General features: G+C 52.1%; 13 protein-coding genes and 1 tRNA gene. 8 read left to right on the forward strand and 6 right to left on the reverse strand.

The annotated features are described in order from the left end of the window. Positions 1 to 5 precede the first annotated feature (5 nt). Both frdB and frdA read right to left on the reverse strand, forming a co-directional pair. Positions 6 to 740: a fumarate reductase iron-sulfur protein gene (gene frdB, locus A1SC_RS04185; protein WP_000829498.1), complete on the reverse strand. Its 735-nt coding sequence runs from the start codon at positions 738 to 740 to the stop codon at positions 6 to 8. Beyond that, positions 733 to 2,541 carry a fumarate reductase (quinol) flavoprotein subunit gene (gene frdA, locus A1SC_RS04180; protein ID WP_001517616.1) on the reverse strand — a complete coding sequence of 603 codons (1,809 nt, stop codon included), beginning with the start codon at positions 2,539 to 2,541 and terminating at the stop codon, positions 733 to 735. Before frdA ends, frdB begins: the two co-directional genes overlap by 8 nt. Before the next feature lie 324 nt (positions 2,542 to 2,865). Here frdA and epmA point away from each other — a divergent pair, with 324 nt between their 5' ends. The 4 genes from epmA (at position 2,866) to A1SC_RS04160 (ending at position 6,252) form a co-directional block, all read left to right on the forward strand. Beyond that, positions 2,866 to 3,843: an elongation factor P--(R)-beta-lysine ligase gene (gene epmA, locus A1SC_RS04175; RefSeq protein WP_000004769.1), complete on the forward strand. Its 978-nt coding sequence runs from the start codon at positions 2,866 to 2,868 to the stop codon at positions 3,841 to 3,843. Positions 3,844 to 4,060: 217 nt separating this feature from the next. Continuing rightward, positions 4,061 to 5,563, forward strand: coding sequence for a glutamate/gamma-aminobutyrate family transporter YjeM (yjeM, locus tag A1SC_RS04170; RefSeq protein WP_016262797.1), 1,503 nt, complete (start codon positions 4,061 to 4,063; stop codon positions 5,561 to 5,563). Positions 5,564 to 5,623: 60 nt separating this feature from the next. Continuing rightward, a complete protein-coding gene (gene yjeN / locus A1SC_RS04165; protein WP_016262798.1) occupies positions 5,624 to 5,941 on the forward strand; it encodes a protein YjeN in 318 nt (105 codons plus the stop codon). Continuing rightward, positions 5,938 to 6,252 carry a YjeO family protein gene (locus A1SC_RS04160; RefSeq protein ID WP_001272717.1) on the forward strand — a complete coding sequence of 105 codons (315 nt, stop codon included), beginning with the start codon at positions 5,938 to 5,940 and terminating at the stop codon, positions 6,250 to 6,252. Before yjeN ends, A1SC_RS04160 begins: the two co-directional genes overlap by 4 nt. Before the next feature lie 37 nt (positions 6,253 to 6,289). On the opposite strand, the gene mscM is transcribed toward A1SC_RS04160, so the two are convergent. The 3 genes from mscM to rsgA form a co-directional block, all read right to left on the reverse strand. Further along, entirely contained in the window at positions 6,290 to 9,613 is a 3,324-nt protein-coding gene (gene mscM, locus A1SC_RS04155) for a miniconductance mechanosensitive channel MscM (RefSeq protein WP_001517619.1), read from the reverse strand. 21 nt (positions 9,614 to 9,634) lie between these two features. Further along, on the reverse strand, positions 9,635 to 10,603 hold the full coding sequence (gene asd / locus A1SC_RS04150; RefSeq protein WP_016262799.1) for an archaetidylserine decarboxylase: 969 nt from the start codon (positions 10,601 to 10,603) through the stop codon (positions 9,635 to 9,637). A gap of 96 nt (positions 10,604 to 10,699) precedes the next feature. Next, positions 10,700 to 11,752, reverse strand: a complete 1,053-nt coding sequence (gene rsgA / locus A1SC_RS04145; protein WP_016262800.1) for a small ribosomal subunit biogenesis GTPase RsgA — start codon at positions 11,750 to 11,752, stop codon at positions 10,700 to 10,702. Positions 11,753 to 11,846: 94 nt separating this feature from the next. Between rsgA and orn the strand changes: the two genes are divergently transcribed. Together orn and A1SC_RS04135 are read left to right on the forward strand one after the other, a co-directional pair. Beyond that, positions 11,847 to 12,392 carry an oligoribonuclease gene (orn, locus tag A1SC_RS04140; protein WP_001517620.1) on the forward strand — a complete coding sequence of 182 codons (546 nt, stop codon included), beginning with the start codon at positions 11,847 to 11,849 and terminating at the stop codon, positions 12,390 to 12,392. A gap of 210 nt (positions 12,393 to 12,602) precedes the next feature. After that, positions 12,603 to 12,678 (forward strand) — tRNA-Gly (locus A1SC_RS04135). A gap of 269 nt (positions 12,679 to 12,947) precedes the next feature. Here the strand turns inward: A1SC_RS04135 and queG are convergent. Continuing rightward, a complete protein-coding gene (gene queG / locus A1SC_RS04130) occupies positions 12,948 to 14,087 on the reverse strand; it encodes a tRNA epoxyqueuosine(34) reductase QueG (protein WP_001294210.1) in 1,140 nt (379 codons plus the stop codon). On the opposite strand from queG, the gene nnr reads away from it, so the two are divergent. Both nnr and tsaE read left to right on the forward strand, forming a co-directional pair. Continuing rightward, positions 14,086 to 15,633: a bifunctional ADP-dependent NAD(P)H-hydrate dehydratase/NAD(P)H-hydrate epimerase gene (gene nnr, locus A1SC_RS04125; RefSeq protein WP_077767243.1), complete on the forward strand. Its 1,548-nt coding sequence runs from the start codon at positions 14,086 to 14,088 to the stop codon at positions 15,631 to 15,633. The genes queG and nnr overlap by 2 nt on opposite strands. Then, positions 15,605 to 16,066, forward strand: a complete 462-nt coding sequence (gene tsaE, locus A1SC_RS04120; protein WP_000981973.1) for a tRNA (adenosine(37)-N6)-threonylcarbamoyltransferase complex ATPase subunit type 1 TsaE — start codon at positions 15,605 to 15,607, stop codon at positions 16,064 to 16,066. The genes nnr and tsaE overlap by 29 nt, the downstream gene beginning before the upstream one ends. Positions 16,067 to 16,068: the final 2 nt, after the last annotated feature.

Genomic DNA, 16,068 nt, shown 5'->3' on the forward strand with positions numbered 1-16,068 from the left:
ACTCCTTAGCGTGGTTTCAGGGTCGCGATAAGAAAGTCTTTCGAACTTTCTACTTTGCCCTGCTGAATGGCCGCAGCCGGATCGACGTGTTTCGGGCAGACTTCGGAGCAGTAGCCCACGAAAGTACAGCTCCATACGCCGTTCTGGCTGTTCAACTGCGCCATACGCTCCTTCTTACCGTGGTCGCGGCTATCTTCGTTATAACGATGCGCCAGCGTAATGGCAGCCGGACCGATGAACTCTGGGTTCAGGCCAAACTGCGGGCACGCGGCGTAGCACAGACCACAGTTGATGCAACCGGAGAACTGATGATACTTCGCCATCTGCGCCGGGGTCTGGATATTAGTACCCTGATCCGCGGTGCGGGAGTTGCCAATGATGTATGGTTTGATCGCTTCCAGACTTTCGATGAAGTGGGTCATATCGACGACCAGATCGCGTTCGATCGGGAAGTTAGCTAGCGCTTCAACCTTCATACCGTCGGTGTAGTCACGCAGGAAGGTTTTACATGCCAGTTTCGGCACGTTGTTGACCATCATGCCGCAGGAACCACAAATCGCCATACGGCAGGACCAGCGGTAGCTCAGATCCGGTGCCAGGTTGTCTTTGATATAGCCCAGCGCATCCAGTAATGAGGTGGTTGCGTCATAAGGTACTTCATAAAATGCGCTATGCGGTGCGGTATCGACTTCCGGGTTATAGCGCACCACCTCGATTTTCAGGTTCTTCATCTCAGCCATTCGCCTTCTCCTTCTTATTGGCTGCTTCCGCCTTATCGGCTGCATCCGCTTCGCCACCGTAAACGCGTTTAGCTGGCGGCAGCGTAGTAATCTTCACGTCGCTGTACTCCAGGCGAGTAGTGCCATCAGCATCGCGGAAGGCGAGGGTGTGTTTGAGGAAGTTGACGTCGTCACGCTCGGTGCAACCTTCGTCCAGACGCTGGTGCGCGCCGCGAGACTCTTTACGCGCCATTGCGGAGTGCGCCATACATTCGGCAACGTTCAGACCGTGACCCAGCTCGATGGTGTAGAGCAGGTCGGTGTTGAACACGCTGGAGGTGTCGGTGATGCGCACGCGCTTGAAGCGTTCTTGCAGCTCCGCCAGTTTGTCGATGGTTTTCTGCATCAGTTCCGGCGTACGGTAGATACCGCAGCCTTCTTCCATGGCCATGCCCATTTCGTCGCGGATCTTCGCCCAGTTTTCGCCGCCGTCCTGGTTAACCAGATCTTTCAGACGCTGTTCAACGGCAGTAGCCTGTGCATTGATTGCCGCATCGTTGCCATTACCAGCGGTAGATGCGCGCTCCATAGCTTGCTCACCGGCCAGACGACCGAAGACCACCAGTTCTGCCAGTGAGTTGGATCCCAGACGGTTTGCACCGTGCAGACCTACAGAGGAACATTCACCGACGGCGAACAGACCCTTAATACGGGTTTCGCAGTTCTGATCGGTTTCGATACCGCCCATGGTGTAGTGCGCGGTCGGACGTACCGGAATCGGTTCTTTAACCGGATCGACGCCAACGTATGCTTTTGCCAGTTCGCAGATAAACGGCAGACGTTCGTGCAGTTTTTTCTCACCCAGGTGACGCAGGTCGAGGTATACCACATCGCCGCGTGGTGTGGAGATGGTGTTGCCTTTACGCCATTCGTGCCAGAAGGCCTGAGAAACTTTGTCGCGCGGACCCAGTTCCATATATTTGTTTTTCGGCTCGCCCAGCGGAGTTTCCGGGCCCATGCCGTAATCTTGCAGATAACGGTAGCCATTTTTGTTGACCAGAATACCGCCTTCACCGCGGCAACCTTCGGTCATCAGGATACCGGAACCCGGCAGACCGGTCGGGTGATATTGAACGAATTCCATGTCACGCAGCGGAACGCCGTGGCTCAGTGCCATGCCCATACCGTCGCCAGTAACAATGCCGCCGTTGGTGTTGTAGCGATATACGCGACCCGCGCCGCCGGTAGCCATAACCACCGCATTAGCACGGATTTGCACCAGCGTACCTTCCATCATGTTCATTGCCACCAGGCCGCGAACGTGACCATCATCGACCAGAATATCCAGCACGAAGTGTTCATCAAAACGCTGGATCTGCGGGAATTGCAGAGAGGTCTGGAACAGCGTGTGCAGCATATGGAAGCCTGTCTTATCGGCGGCGAACCAGGTACGCTCGATTTTCATACCGCCGAAGCGACGTACGTTGACGCTACCATCCGGGCGACGGCTCCATGGGCATCCCCACAGTTCCAGTTGAGTCATTTCAGTTGGGCAGTGGTGGACGAAATAATCCACGACATCCTGCTCACACAACCAGTCGCCACCCGCTACTGTATCGTGAAAGTGATATTCGAAGCTGTCATGATCCTGCGCGACAGCGGCGGAGCCCCCTTCTGCGGCAACGGTATGGCTGCGCATCGGGTATACTTTTGAGATTAGTGCGATTTTTGCATTTGGATTTGCCTGCGCGGCAGCAATTGCAGCACGTAATCCCGCGCCACCGGCACCTACAATGGCAAGATCGGCTTGAAAGGTTTGCACGACATTCCTCCAGATTGTTTTTATCCCGCAGCACCGTACTTCAGGGTAAGTGTCTGAAAGCTACGGTCTGCGAACGCTATTCCACTGCTCCTTTATAGGTACAACAGTATAGTCTGATGGATAAGTCTGAAATTTGACGAGATCGATTTTTTTAGCGTGCCGGGAGGCTAAATTATCACTGAAGATGATTAATTTAATTACTAAACCATCATATTGCGGTTTTTTTAGTCACAGCCCACCGTTGATTGATTTCTGCGTAAAATTTGTCTCGCCGTCGCGTTGCGAGTAGACTTCGTGCCCTTGTCAAAAACTGGAGATTTTACTATGAGCGAAACGGCATCCTGGCAGCCGAGCGCATCCATTCCTAACTTATTAAAACGCGCGGCGATTATGGCGGAGATCCGTCGTTTCTTTGCCGATCGTGGAGTGCTGGAGGTGGAGACGCCTTGTATGAGCCAGGCGACGGTAACCGATATTCATTTGGTCCCGTTTGAGACACGTTTCGTAGGCCCCGGGCACTCGCAGGGGATGAATCTCTGGTTAATGACCAGCCCGGAATACCACATGAAACGCCTGCTGGTTGCCGGTTGTGGTCCGGTATTCCAGTTGTGCCGCAGCTTCCGTAATGAAGAGATGGGACGTTATCACAACCCTGAGTTCACTATGCTGGAGTGGTATCGACCGCATTATGATATGTATCGGTTGATGAATGAGGTGGACGACCTCTTGCAACAGGTGCTGGACTGCCCGGCGGCAGAAAGCCTTTCTTATCAACAAGCTTTCTTGCGTTATCTGGAAATAGACCCGCTTTCTGCTGACAAAACGCAACTGCGAGAAGTCGCGGCGAAACTGGACTTGAGTAACGTTGCAGACACCGAAGAAGACCGCGACACGTTGCTGCAACTGCTGTTTACCTTTGGCGTGGAACCGAACATTGGTAAAGAAAAACCAACGTTTGTGTACCATTTCCCGGCCAGCCAGGCATCACTGGCACAAATTAGTACGGAAGATCATCGGGTCGCGGAACGCTTCGAGGTCTACTACAAAGGTATTGAGCTGGCGAATGGTTTCCATGAATTGACGGACGCTCGTGAACAGCAACAACGCTTTGAGCAGGATAACCGTAAACGTGCGGCGCGTGGTTTACCACAACATCCTATCGACCAGAACCTGATTGACGCCCTGGAAGTTGGTATGCCTGACTGTTCCGGCGTGGCGTTAGGTGTTGACCGCCTGGTGATGCTGGCATTGGGCGCTGAGACACTGGCGGAAGTCATTGCCTTTAGTGTCGACCGGGCATAATTCTGAAAAGCTAGCTCAATCGCAACACAGAATGGCGTAGCTGACGCCATTCTGTAGCAGATGTTTTCATTTTCCCGCTAAAGCGCACAATTTAAGACTGGATGTTTGCTATCATCCAGGTATCAATTCTGTATTAGTTTTATTGTTGCCTGCCAATCGGTGGGTAGTGCAGTTAATTGGCGCGTTTAATATATGCGCTGAAATGAAGGATGATTCCATGCCTCACACGATAAAAAAGATGAGTCTAATTGGGCTCATATTGATGATCTTTACTTCAGTATTCGGTTTTGCGAATAGCCCATCGGCTTATTATTTAATGGGTTATAGTGCGATTCCATTTTATATATTTTCTGCATTATTATTCTTTATTCCATTCGCCTTAATGATGGCTGAAATGGGGGCGGCCTATCGCAAAGAAGAGGGCGGTATCTATTCCTGGATGAATAATAGCGTTGGGCCACGTTTTGCTTTCATCGGCACCTTTATGTGGTTTTCCTCTTATATCATCTGGATGGTGAGTACTTCCGCTAAAGTTTGGGTGCCGTTCTCAACATTCCTCTATGGTAGCGACATGACTCAGCACTGGAGTATTGCCGGGCTGGAGCCTACGCAGGTTGTTGGTCTGTTGGCTGTCGCATGGATGGTTCTGGTTACCGTCGTCGCCTCAAAAGGGATTAATAAAATAGCCCGTATTACTGCGGTAGGTGGTATAGCAGTAATGTGTCTTAATTTAGTATTACTGTTAGTGAGCGTTGCTATTTTGTTATTAAATGGTGGTCATTTCGCACAGGATATTAATTTTGTGGTATCTCCAAATCCGGGATATCAGTCCGGTCTGGCGATGTTATCTTTTGTCGTATTTGCTATTTTCGCTTACGGTGGAATTGAAGCTGTTGGCGGTCTGGTTGATAAAACGGAAAATCCTGAAAAGAATTTTGCTAAAGGTATTGTTTTTGCCGCTATTGTTATTTCGATTGGTTATTCCCTGGCAATATTCTTATGGGGCGTCAGCACTAACTGGCAGCAGGTATTAAGTAATGGTTCGGTTAACCTTGGCAATATTACTTATGTACTGATGAAGAGCCTTGGGATGACGCTGGGTAATGCACTGCATTTGTCGCCCGAAGCATCATTGTCGCTGGGGGTATGGTTTGCGCGTATTACCGGACTTTCGATGTTCCTCGCTTACACGGGGGCGTTCTTTACGCTTTGCTACTCGCCGTTGAAAGCAATCATCCAGGGGACGCCGAAAGCATTGTGGCCGGAACCAATGACGCGTCTGAACGCGATGGGAATGCCGTCTATTGCGATGTGGATGCAGTGCGGGTTGGTTACTGTCTTCATCCTGCTGGTTTCGTTTGGCGGCGGCACCGCATCGGCGTTCTTTAACAAGCTGACGCTGATGGCGAATGTCTCCATGACCATTCCGTATCTGTTCCTTGCCCTGGCATTCCCGTTCTTTAAAGCGCGTCAGGATCTCGACAGACCGTTTGTTATTTTCAAAACGCACATGTCAGCAATGATTGCCACAGTGGTTGTCGTATTGGTGGTGACGTTTGCTAACGTCTTTACCATCATCCAGCCAGTAGTCGAAGCCGGAGACTGGGATAGCACATTGTGGATGATTGGCGGCCCTGTCTTCTTCTCGCTGTTAGCAATGGCGATTTACCAGAACTATTGCGGCCGCATGGCGAATAAGCCTGAGTTAACCTTAGATTGATTGTATGCAATAACAACTCATCGCCAGCCCGGCGATGAGTTGTCTGAAAAGGAAGATGTCATGGATGGCACGGGGCGGGGCCCGCTGATAACCGAAGATCAAATCAGAGCACTGCAATTTTCTGCTGGGGATGTAGCGGAAATAGAGCAGACTATTCTCTCTTTTTTCGATGCCTGCCATACCCGTAAAATAGCGATGGTGGTCGGCAATACCATTAATACCCTCAAAGATCGAGACCGGAATCGGTGGCGAAACCTGTCGGATATTTATTGCGCTTACCTTATCAGGTTCCTGGTTTTTCGTGGCGAATTGGTCGGATACGGTGATTTGTTCAGAATGCGTTTTAGCGAAATGAAACTGTCGGTTGAAACATCATGAGTGCACATCAGTTTATTTTATGCTGCATTTGGTTCTTCGTATCTGTTCTCTGGATTCTGATACTGTCCACGCTGGACAAAGAATGGATGATTGATGGACGTGGGATTAACAACATCTGCGATGTGTTGGAGCATCTGGAAAATGACGATACTCGCGATGTCGGTGTGATAATGACGTTGCCACTGTTTTTCCCTTTTCTTTGGTTCACGCAGTGGCGAAAAAAACGCGGCTGGTTTATGTACGCCACCGCACTGGCGATCTTCGGCTACTGGCTATGGCAGTTTTTCCTGCGCTATCAGTTTTGTTGGTGATTGAAACTGCCAGAGTCGCCTCCGGCAGTTTCTCACGTTACAAGCTTCCTGCCTGACGCCCTTTACCCGCAGACGTTAATGTTCTGCCCGTTTGTTTACCGTTCAGACTTTCCAGACGCATCTGGAACGGCGGGAATGGCATATCGATACCGTGGGCGTGGAAGCCCGCCAGAATTAACTGGTGGATCTCGTGGCGCAGCGGCATACGGTGACCCATTTCCGCGGCGTAAATACGCAACTCGAAAATCTGAATCCCCTGTTGTAGATCGACCAGGAAGACTTCCGGTGCCGGGTTGTCGATGACCAACGAGCAGCGACGCGCTGCGGTTAGCAAGATTTCCGTCACTTCTTCACTGTTGGCATCGGCAGGAGCCGGAATCGTCAACACCACGCGCGTGACCGAGTCAGAAAGCGACCAGTTGATAAACTGCTCAGTAATGAACGCTTTGTTCGGCACAATAATCTCTTTGCGATCCCAGTCGCTGATAGTGGTGGCGCGGGTGTTAATTTTCGTCACACTGCCAGTAAGATCGCGAATTGTCACCGTATCGCCAATGCGAATCGGTTTTTCGAACAGGATAATCAGACCAGAGATAAAGTTGGCGAAAATCTCCTGCAAACCAAAACCGAGACCAACACCGAGTGCAGCGACCAGCCACTGCAATTTCGACCACTCAATACCAATCATCGAGAAGCCGACCAGCCCGCCAATCAGCATCAGCAGATATTTGGTGATGGTGGTGATGGCGTAACCTGTACCTGGCGTTAAATCAAGGTGCTGCAAAATCGCCAGTTCCAGCAGCGCGGGCAGGTTGCGCACTAGTTGCGTGGTGATGATAAACACCAGAATGGCAATCAGCACTGCACCGAGAGTAATCGGTTCCAGACTTTCCACGCCCTGCACTGTGGAGGTGACATCCCACAGCGAAATATTTTCGAGGAAGCCAAAAGCGGAATGAATTTCTGACCACAGCACGATGACTGAAAGAAGGGCGATCAGCATCAGGATTGAACGCACCAGCCGCAAGGATTGTGCACTGATAGCATCGAGATCGACTTCGCTTTCATCCACTTCAATCGCCCCTTCCGGGCTACTGTGATGATGCGCTTCTTCTTCGCCACGCGCGCGTTGTGCCAGCATTTCAGCACGGCGATGCTTCGCCCGGTCAAACGCCAACCTGCGGCGTTGGATCAGCATCCAGCGGCGGATAACGTGATAAATCACCAGTAACAGGAACCAGATGGCGACCGATGTTTCCAGCCTTGCTAGCAGAGCCTGCGCTGTTGCCAGATAACCCACGGCTGCGGCGAGAATAGCGACCAGTGGCGCGCCAATCATCATGTTCCACAGCATATGGTTGGCAATGTTGTCACCACTGCCTTCTTTGTTAAGATACAGCGGGATCCCGGCTTTTTTCAGGCTGAGCGTGACCACTGCCAGTGCACCGCAAATGAGGATAAAGCAAAGACGTCCCAGTGAGCCGGAAAACTCGCGGTCGTCGAGATTATCAAACATCATCAGCGCCATAATCAGTGGCACGATAAGCCCAATGCTCATCAGGTAGTAGCGCATACCACGGGAAACACGTTCGCGCGGCCAGCCGAAATGGGCGATAAACAAGCCGTTCGGGCGAGCAAAGGTGGCGCAAATCATCACCACCCACAGCAGTGGCACGGTGGCCGTTACACCATCGCCAATCGCTACCGCCAGCGGATAAGGCCACGCCTCGCGCAAGCCGTAACCCAGCGTCATCCACAGCACTGGTAGCGGCGAAGCGACGAGGATCGACCAGAAAAGCGTCCGTAACGTCAGCCAGAAATGATCCTGAGTGACTTTGCCGACTTTAGCCGCCGAACGTTCAAGAAAACGGGTGAAATAGCGGCGCGAGTAAATGCTGCAACCGACCAGAATCAACGCGCCAAACAGCGGTAAAATAGTCTCTTTGCTGGTCAGCATCATCATGGTGGCTTTACCTAACTGACTGAAGGTGTCCAGCGAGATCAGACGACGCAGATCCTGGGCGATTTCCAACGGCCAGGCGATGGTCATCGGGCGCACATCAGAGGTCCAGAACAGATAGCGGTGTGTCGCTTCGTTGACCTCTTTCAGCGCATCTTCCAGTTGCCCGTTGGAAACTTTCAGCTTGGTTAGCTCAAGCAGTAGCGTGTCGCCGCCCTGGAGTAATGAGTTAAGCAACTCGCGCTGAGTACGCAATTGAGCTTCGAGTATCCGGTTTTGCTCGGCAGTCAGCGGCTGGCCGTCGGCCTGAAGGATCTGTCGCAGTTGTGGCTGTTTATTGAGGAGATCTTCATAATGCAACCGTTGCACGCGCAACTGAGCCATTTCGGTATCAAGCTGTTGCGGTTTCGGCATTTCCGGCAGGCGTGCCACCTGCGCCCGCAGTGCTTCACCGAGCAAGTTTGATGAACCCAGCCATTGCGACTGTTCACGCAGCGTATTCAGCGCCTGCCGGACTTGCAACGTCTGGCTGGCAGCCTGACGCTGCTGTGAGGCGACGAGATCCATCCGCTGCGCTTGCTGATTCAACGCTGCCGATAGTTCACGGTTAATTTTGAATTGAGCAACGATATCTTCCGGCAAATCGGCACTGCTTTCTGCCAGTAATTCAGTGCTTTCCAGCGCCCGCTCTGCCTCAAGCTGGCGTTGGCTGTTCAACTGGTTGCGCAGGGCCTGCAAATACGCATCCAGTTGCTGACTCTCTTTTTCTGCCAGTGCCGAGCGCAGACGAGCCAGTTCCTGACGGTTATTGGCAGAAAGTTGCGCCAGCTCGAGTTCATCGACCAATGATTTCAAACGTGCGGAGTCGGCCTGCAACGCGAAATTTTGTGCCTGATTAAGCGGACTATTTCCCGTGAGTGTCCCCAGTCGGCGCTCAATTTCATTCAACTGGCGGCGGGCGTCAGTTTGCTGTTGTGGTAATTGATTAAGCGAATCCGCAATCTCGCGGGCGCGTTCCTGCTCTTGCTGGGCCTGACGGCTTTTATCCAGCAACTGACTGCTGACCTGGAGTATTTCCTGATTCAGCGCGTCGGTAGACATCCCCGGCGACACGCTGCGCGGCTCATCACGCATATTGTTTAACTGTGCGCGCAGAGTAGCGGAGAGTTTCGGGTAGTTATCAATGATTTCTTGATATTGCTTGATGCGCTCAAGGGAACCTTTACGTTCCTCAAGCGCATTTAAGGCAGACTGGAGCGCCTCTACGACTTCCGGCTGCGCGGGTTTCGCCGCTTTTGCCTGCTCCAGTTCCTGGGTGATTTGTTTACTATCGGGGGCCGTCGCGGCGTACGCCCCCCAACTGAGGCACCAGGCCATCAGAAAAGTGATAATCAGGCGCACGTCAGCGTTTCCTTTGATGGATTAGACCAGGTCTTTTTTGTCGTCAACCAATGGGCTGGCGTCGTGTTCTGCCTCGATCTCTTCAGCAGGAAGCGGAGCCGGTTCAGTTTCTGGCGTAACAAAGGTTTCGGTAGATACAGCCAGCGGCTGACCAATCTTAGTGACAGAAAGGCTTGCCAGTTGCTCAACCAGATTCACTTTACCCGGCGCAAACAGGTTGATAACAGTAGATCCGAGTTTAAAGCGCCCCATTTCCTGGCCTTTCAGTAGCGCCACAGAATCGTCGTTTTCCCCGGCAGGCCAGGTCCAGCGTTTGATGATGCCTTCGCGCGGTGGCGTAATGGTGCCTGCCCAGACAGTTTCAATGCTGCCAACAATTGTCGCACCGACCAGAATCTGTGCCATCGGGCCGAATTCGGTATCGAAGAGACAGATTACGCGTTCGTTACGGGCAAACAGATTTGGCACGTTCTGGGCTGTGAGATGATTCACCGAGAAGAGATCGCCCGGCACGTAGATCATCTCACGCAGGATACCGTTGCACGGCATATGTACGCGGTGGTAGTCACGCGGGGAGAGGTAAGTGGTCACAAACGTACCGTTGCGGAAGAGATCCGCCATCAGGTAGTTACCCGCCAGCAGGGCTTCAAGACTGTAGTTGTGGCCTTTGGCTTGCAGGATTTTATCTTCTTCGATTTTACCTAACTGGCTGATAACACCATCGGCAGGCATGACCAGAACATTCGGGTCGGTATCGATCGGGCGTACATCGTCACGCAGCGGACGGACAAAAAATTCGTTAAAGGTACGGTAGCTGGCGGTGTCCGGTTTCTGCGCCTCTTTCATGTCGACCTTGTAGTATTTAACGAACAGATCGATAACCAGTTTTGTCAGCCATCCTGCCCGCTTGCTTGCACCCCAACCCGCCAGGCGAGTAAGCCATAGTTTCGGCAGAATATACTGTAGCGAAAGTTTGAATGAATTTAACAAGGTAGCCTCCAGGCCATTGTTTTGTCGTTCCTGATCCGGCGTACATGCCGGATCCTGAAAAAAAGGGGACGATTCTAACGACGGTTAGCTTAATTGTCAGTCATCCGTATCAGAAAAGTTTTTACGCGTTTTTACCTGCGCCATGCTTTCCAGAATACGGTGATAGTTTTCGAAACGAGTTTCCGCGATTTTCCCATCTTCAACCGCTTCACGGATAGCGCAGCCCGGATCGGTATCGTGTTTGCAATCGCGATACTTACACAGGCCTAAGTAATCATGAAATTCGACAAAGCCTTGAGTGATTTGTTCCGGTGCCAGGTGCCAGAGACCAAATTCACGCACGCCAGGGGAATCAATCACATCACCGCCGTGCGGGAAGTGATACAGCCGTGCGGCGGTGGTGGTGTGTTGACCCAGACCAGAGTTGTCCGAAACATCGTTGGTCAGGATCTCTTTTTGCAGCCCCAGCAACGCGTTCAGCAGACTGGATTTACCGACGCCAGACTGCCCGGCAAAGATGCTGATCCGCCCGGTCAACGCCTCTTCCAGCGGTTTCAGGCCATCCTGAGTATGGCTGGAAACCATTAATACGCGATAACCAATGTTGCGGTAAATATCCATCTGCTCGTTGACAAATGCCATACCGTCATCGTCCAGCAGGTCGATCTTGTTGAGCACAATAATCGGCTCAATCTGCAAGGTTTCGCAGGCCACCAGGTAACGGTCGATAATATTGAGCGACAGCTCCGGCAAAATGGCGGAGACAATGACGATCTGGTCGATGTTGGCGGCAATGGGCTTCACGCCGTCGTAAAAATCCGGGCGCGTCAACACCGAGGTGCGCTCATGCACCGCTTCAACGATCCCTTTGACATTAATACCTTCCGCCGCCGGTTTGCCCGGACGCCAGACAACGCGATCGCCAGTCACCAGCGAACGGATGGTGCGGCGAATATTGCAGCGGTGAACTTCGCCATCGGCGGATTCCACATCAGCATGCATGCCAAAACGGCTGATGACGATACCTTCATCAGACTCGCCAAACAGATTGTCGTCGTAGTCGGGCTTCTCCTTAGACGTTTTAAGACGACGCTGGTGATTGGCGTTCACACGGCGCTGCTGGCCTTTGGAGAGTTTATTTTTACTCAATCGTACTGACTCCTGGTCGCCCCTGATGGGCAAAACATCTATGATACACGCAATTGCGAATCAATATAGTCACTGTGAATGGGTGGAAAATAGCATGAGTGCCAATGAAAACAACCTGATTTGGATCGATCTTGAGATGACCGGTCTGGATCCCGAGCGCGATCGCATTATTGAGATTGCCACGCTGGTGACCGATGCCAACCTGAATATTCTGGCAGAAGGGCCGACCATTGCAGTACACCAGTCTGATGAACAGTTAGCGTTGATGGATGACTGGAACGTGCGCACTCATACCGCCAGTGGGCTGGTGGAGCGTGTGAAGGCGAGCACGATGGGCGATCGGGAAGCGGAACTGGCGACGCTCGAGTTCTTAAAACAGTGGGTGCCAGCAGGAAAATCACCGATCTGCGGTAACAGTATTGGTCAGGATCGTCGCTTCCTGTTCAAATACATGCCGGAACTGGAGTCGTACTTCCACTACCGCTATCTCGATGTCAGCACGCTGAAAGAGCTGGCGCGCCGTTGGAAGCCGGAAATTCTTGATGGTTTTACCAAACAGGGGACGCATCAGGCGATGGATGATATCCGTGAATCGGTGGCGGAACTGGCTTACTACCGCGAGCACTTCATCAAGATGTAAAATTTTTCCTGGTCACGTAACCGCCGAAATCCACTTGCGGCGGCGTGATTTTGACGCTAAATTGAACGTCTTGCCGATAATTTCAGCACTTGAGATAAAAACTCAAAAAATTTTTTTTAGGGGGGTTGCAGAGGGAAAGATTTCTCGTATAATGCGCCTCCCGTAACGACGCAGAAATGCGAAATTACGAAAGCAAAAATTAAGTAGTACGCGGGAATAGCTCAGTTGGTAGAGCACGACCTTGCCAAGGTCGGGGTCGCGAGTTCGAGTCTCGTTTCCCGCTCCAAATTCTCCTCTCAATAAAATATCCACAGCGACGCGATGCGTTATTGCTGGTTTTTGTTATCTCTGACAAACTCTTGTAAACAGAGTTATCCACAGTGTCGGGCTGTAATCTTAATTTCAGGAAAACTTCGCACGGTGAATAGTAATTTTTTAACGTGTTGATATTTAAGTTGAAAAATAAGGTTTTGATTTGTCGTATTGATCACTTGACGATTTTTTCTGGCTTGAATTGCAATGTGTTTTTAATTTTATTCACAAGCTGTGGATGAATCAGGCGTCACGTGGTAAGCCTTTTTCTATCACGCGAACCAGACGCTGTTTTTTCGGTAGTTGCACCTCGACCACGCAGGCATTTCGTCGCTCGATTTGCTGCGCAATCGCCCACTCTATGTGTTCATCGAGAAGTGGGTGTTCACCTTTCCGACTGTTCAGTGCCGCCAGAATCGCTTCATCCCAGGGCGCATTTCCTAGTGCTACGGCGATATTTCGCAGCCAGCGTAAGTGACCAATCCGCCTAATCGCTGATCCTTCCGTGACTTTTAAAAACTTCTCTTCGCTCCAGGCAAAAAGCTCAATGAGCTCCGGCGCATGTAACGGTTTACGCGGGCTGAAATCATCTTCAGTTGTCAGTTGTGAATAGCGATTCCACGGGCAGATAAGCTGACAATCATCGCAACCGTAAATACGGTTTCCCATTAATGGCCGTAGTTCTTCCGGGATTGCTCCTTCCAGTTCAATGGTGAGATAAGAGATACAGCGGCGAGCATCGACGGTATATGGTTCCACGATGGCTCCGGTCGGGCAAATCGTCATGCAGGCAACGCATTTACCACATCCTTCCTCAACCGGTTGATCCACAGGTAGCGGAATATCAACCAGCAGTTCGCCTAAAAAGAAGAACGAACCAGCTTCGCGATTAAGAATAAGTGAGTGCTTACCTGTCCAGCCAAGACCTGCTTTTTCAGCTAACGGACGCTCAAGAATAGGCGCAGAGTCGACAAACGGTCTAAAATTCAGCGAAACACAATGTTGCTGAATCATCTCGCCCAGCTTTTTGAGTCGGTTGCGCAGAAGTTTGTGATAGTCACGGCCCAGCGCATAACGGCTAACATAGCCGAGTTTGGGATTTTTCAGCGTGCTGGCAAATGCGGCGTTGGCAGGAAGATAATTCATCCGCACGCTGATCACGCGCAGTGTACCGGGCAATAACTCGTGGGGGCGGGCGCGCAGCATACCGTGACGCGCCATCCAGTCCATTTCGCCATGGTATTGTTTGTCCAGCCATGCTTGCAGTTTTGGCTCGGACTCGCTGAGATCGGTATCGGTAATACCTACTTGCTGAAAGCCCAGTTCCAGCCCCCACTGTTTAATTTTTTGCGCTAACTGATTGAGATCGAGGGGCTCTGACATGACGGACCATACAATGAAGAAAAACCCCGTAAGTATACCACACACCGTCTGGCACGCCGACGATATCCGCCGTGGCGAACGCGAGGCGGCGGATGCGCTGGGGCTAACGCTCTATGAACTGATGCTTCGTGCGGGGGAAGCCGCGTTTCAGGTGTGTCGTACAGCTTATCCTGACGCCCGTCATTGGCTGGTGCTGTGCGGTCATGGCAATAACGGTGGCGATGGGTATGTGGTCGCGCGGCGGGCAAAAGCCATCGGCATTGAGGTCACGCTGCTGGCCCAGGAGAGCGACAAACCGTTGCCAGAAGAGGCCGCACAAGCGCGCGATGCATGGTTAAACGCGGGAGGCGAGATTCATGCTTCGAATATTGTCTGGCCTGAGTCGGTGGATCTGATAGTTGATGCGCTGCTCGGCACCGGATTGCAGCAAGCGCCCCGTGAACCCATCAGTAAATTAATCGATCATGCCAATACTCATCCTGCGCCGATTGTGGCAGTTGATATTCCTTCCGGCCTGTTAGCACAAACCGGAGCCACGCCAGGTGCGGTGATCAACGCCTCTCACACCGTGACCTTTATTGCCCTGAAACCAGGCTTGCTAACCGGGAAAGCGCGGGATGTAACCGGGGATCTGCATTTTGACTCGCTGGGGCTGGATAGGTGGCTGGCAACTCAGGAGGCGAAAATTCAGCGCTTTTCCGCATCGCAACTTTCTCACTGGCTGAACCCGCGTCGCCCGACATCACATAAAGGCGATCACGGGCGACTGGTGATTATCGGTGGCGATCACGGCACGGCGGGCGCGATCCGTATGGCGGGCGAAGCGGCGCTGCGTGCTGGCGCTGGTTTGGTCAGAGTGCTGACGCGCAGTGAAAACATTGCGCCGTTGCTGACCGCGCGCCCGGAATTGATGGTATACGAACTGACTGCGGAATCCTTAGCTGATAGCCTGGAATGGGCCGATGTGGTGGTGATTGGCCCTGGTCTGGGTCAGCAAGAGTGGGGGAAAAAAGCCCTACAAAAAGTCGAGAATTTTCGCAAACCGATGTTGTGGGATGCTGATGCATTGAACCTGCTGGCAATCAATCCCGATAAGCGTCACAATCGCGTGATCACGCCGCATCCTGGCGAGGCTGCACGGTTGTTGGGCTGTTCCGTGGCTGAAATTGAAAGTGACCGCTTACATTACGCACAACGTCTGGTACAACGTTATGGTGGTGTAGCGGTGCTGAAAGGTGCCGGAACCGTGGTCGCTGCACATCCTGATGCGTTAGGTATTGTTGACGCCGGAAATGCAGGTATGGCCAGTGGCGGCATGGGCGATGTGCTCTCTGGTATTATTGGCGCATTGTTAGGGCAGAAACTGGCGCCGTATGATGCTGCCTGTGCCGGTTGTGTTGCGCACGGTGCGGCGGCCGATGTGCTGGCAGCGCGTTTTGGTACGCGCGGGATGCTGGCAACCGATCTCTTTTCCACGCTACAGCGTATTGTTAACCCGGAAGTGACTGATAAAAACCATGATGAATCGAGTAATTCCGCTCCCTGACGAGCAGGCAACATTAGACCTGGGCGAACGGGTAGCTAAAGCCTGCGATGGCGCTACCGTAATCTATCTGTATGGCGATTTAGGGGCAGGTAAAACCACCTTCAGCCGGGGTTTTTTACAAGCTCTGGGCCATCAGGGTAATGTCAAAAGCCCCACCTATACGCTGGTCGAACCCTATACGCTCGACAAATTAATGGTTTATCACTTTGATTTGTACCGCCTTGCCGATCCCGAGGAGCTGGAGTTTATGGGGATCCGCGATTATTTTGCCCACGATGCCATCTGCCTGGTGGAATGGCCACAACAAGGTACAGGTGTTCTTCCTGACCCGGATGTCGAAATACACATTGATTATCAGGCACAAGGCCGTGAGGCGCGCGTGAGTGCTGTTTCCTCTGCGGGTGAATTGTTGCTGGCGCGTTTAGCCGGTTAACC

The organism is Escherichia sp. KTE52, from assembly GCF_000408325.1.
GTDB lineage: Bacteria > Pseudomonadota > Gammaproteobacteria > Enterobacterales > Enterobacteriaceae > Escherichia > Escherichia marmotae.

What these genes read in the sequence shown, in the direction of transcription:
- frdB (WP_000829498.1), bottom strand. Translation starts at nt 740, where the DNA reads ATGGCTGAGATGAAGAACCTGAAAATCGAGGTGGTGCGCTATAACCCG.
- epmA (WP_000004769.1), top strand. Translation starts at nt 2,866, where the DNA reads ATGAGCGAAACGGCATCCTGGCAGCCGAGCGCATCCATTCCTAACTTA.
- yjeM (WP_016262797.1), top strand. Translation starts at nt 4,061, where the DNA reads ATGCCTCACACGATAAAAAAGATGAGTCTAATTGGGCTCATATTGATG.
- yjeN (WP_016262798.1), top strand. Translation starts at nt 5,624, where the DNA reads ATGGATGGCACGGGGCGGGGCCCGCTGATAACCGAAGATCAAATCAGA.
- A1SC_RS04160 (WP_001272717.1), top strand. Translation starts at nt 5,938, where the DNA reads ATGAGTGCACATCAGTTTATTTTATGCTGCATTTGGTTCTTCGTATCT.
- orn (WP_001517620.1), top strand. Translation starts at nt 11,847, where the DNA reads ATGAGTGCCAATGAAAACAACCTGATTTGGATCGATCTTGAGATGACC.
- nnr (WP_077767243.1), top strand. Translation starts at nt 14,086, where the DNA reads ATGACGGACCATACAATGAAGAAAAACCCCGTAAGTATACCACACACC.
- queG (WP_001294210.1), bottom strand. Translation starts at nt 14,087, where the DNA reads ATGTCAGAGCCCCTCGATCTCAATCAGTTAGCGCAAAAAATTAAACAG.
- tsaE (WP_000981973.1), top strand. Translation starts at nt 15,605, where the DNA reads ATGATGAATCGAGTAATTCCGCTCCCTGACGAGCAGGCAACATTAGAC.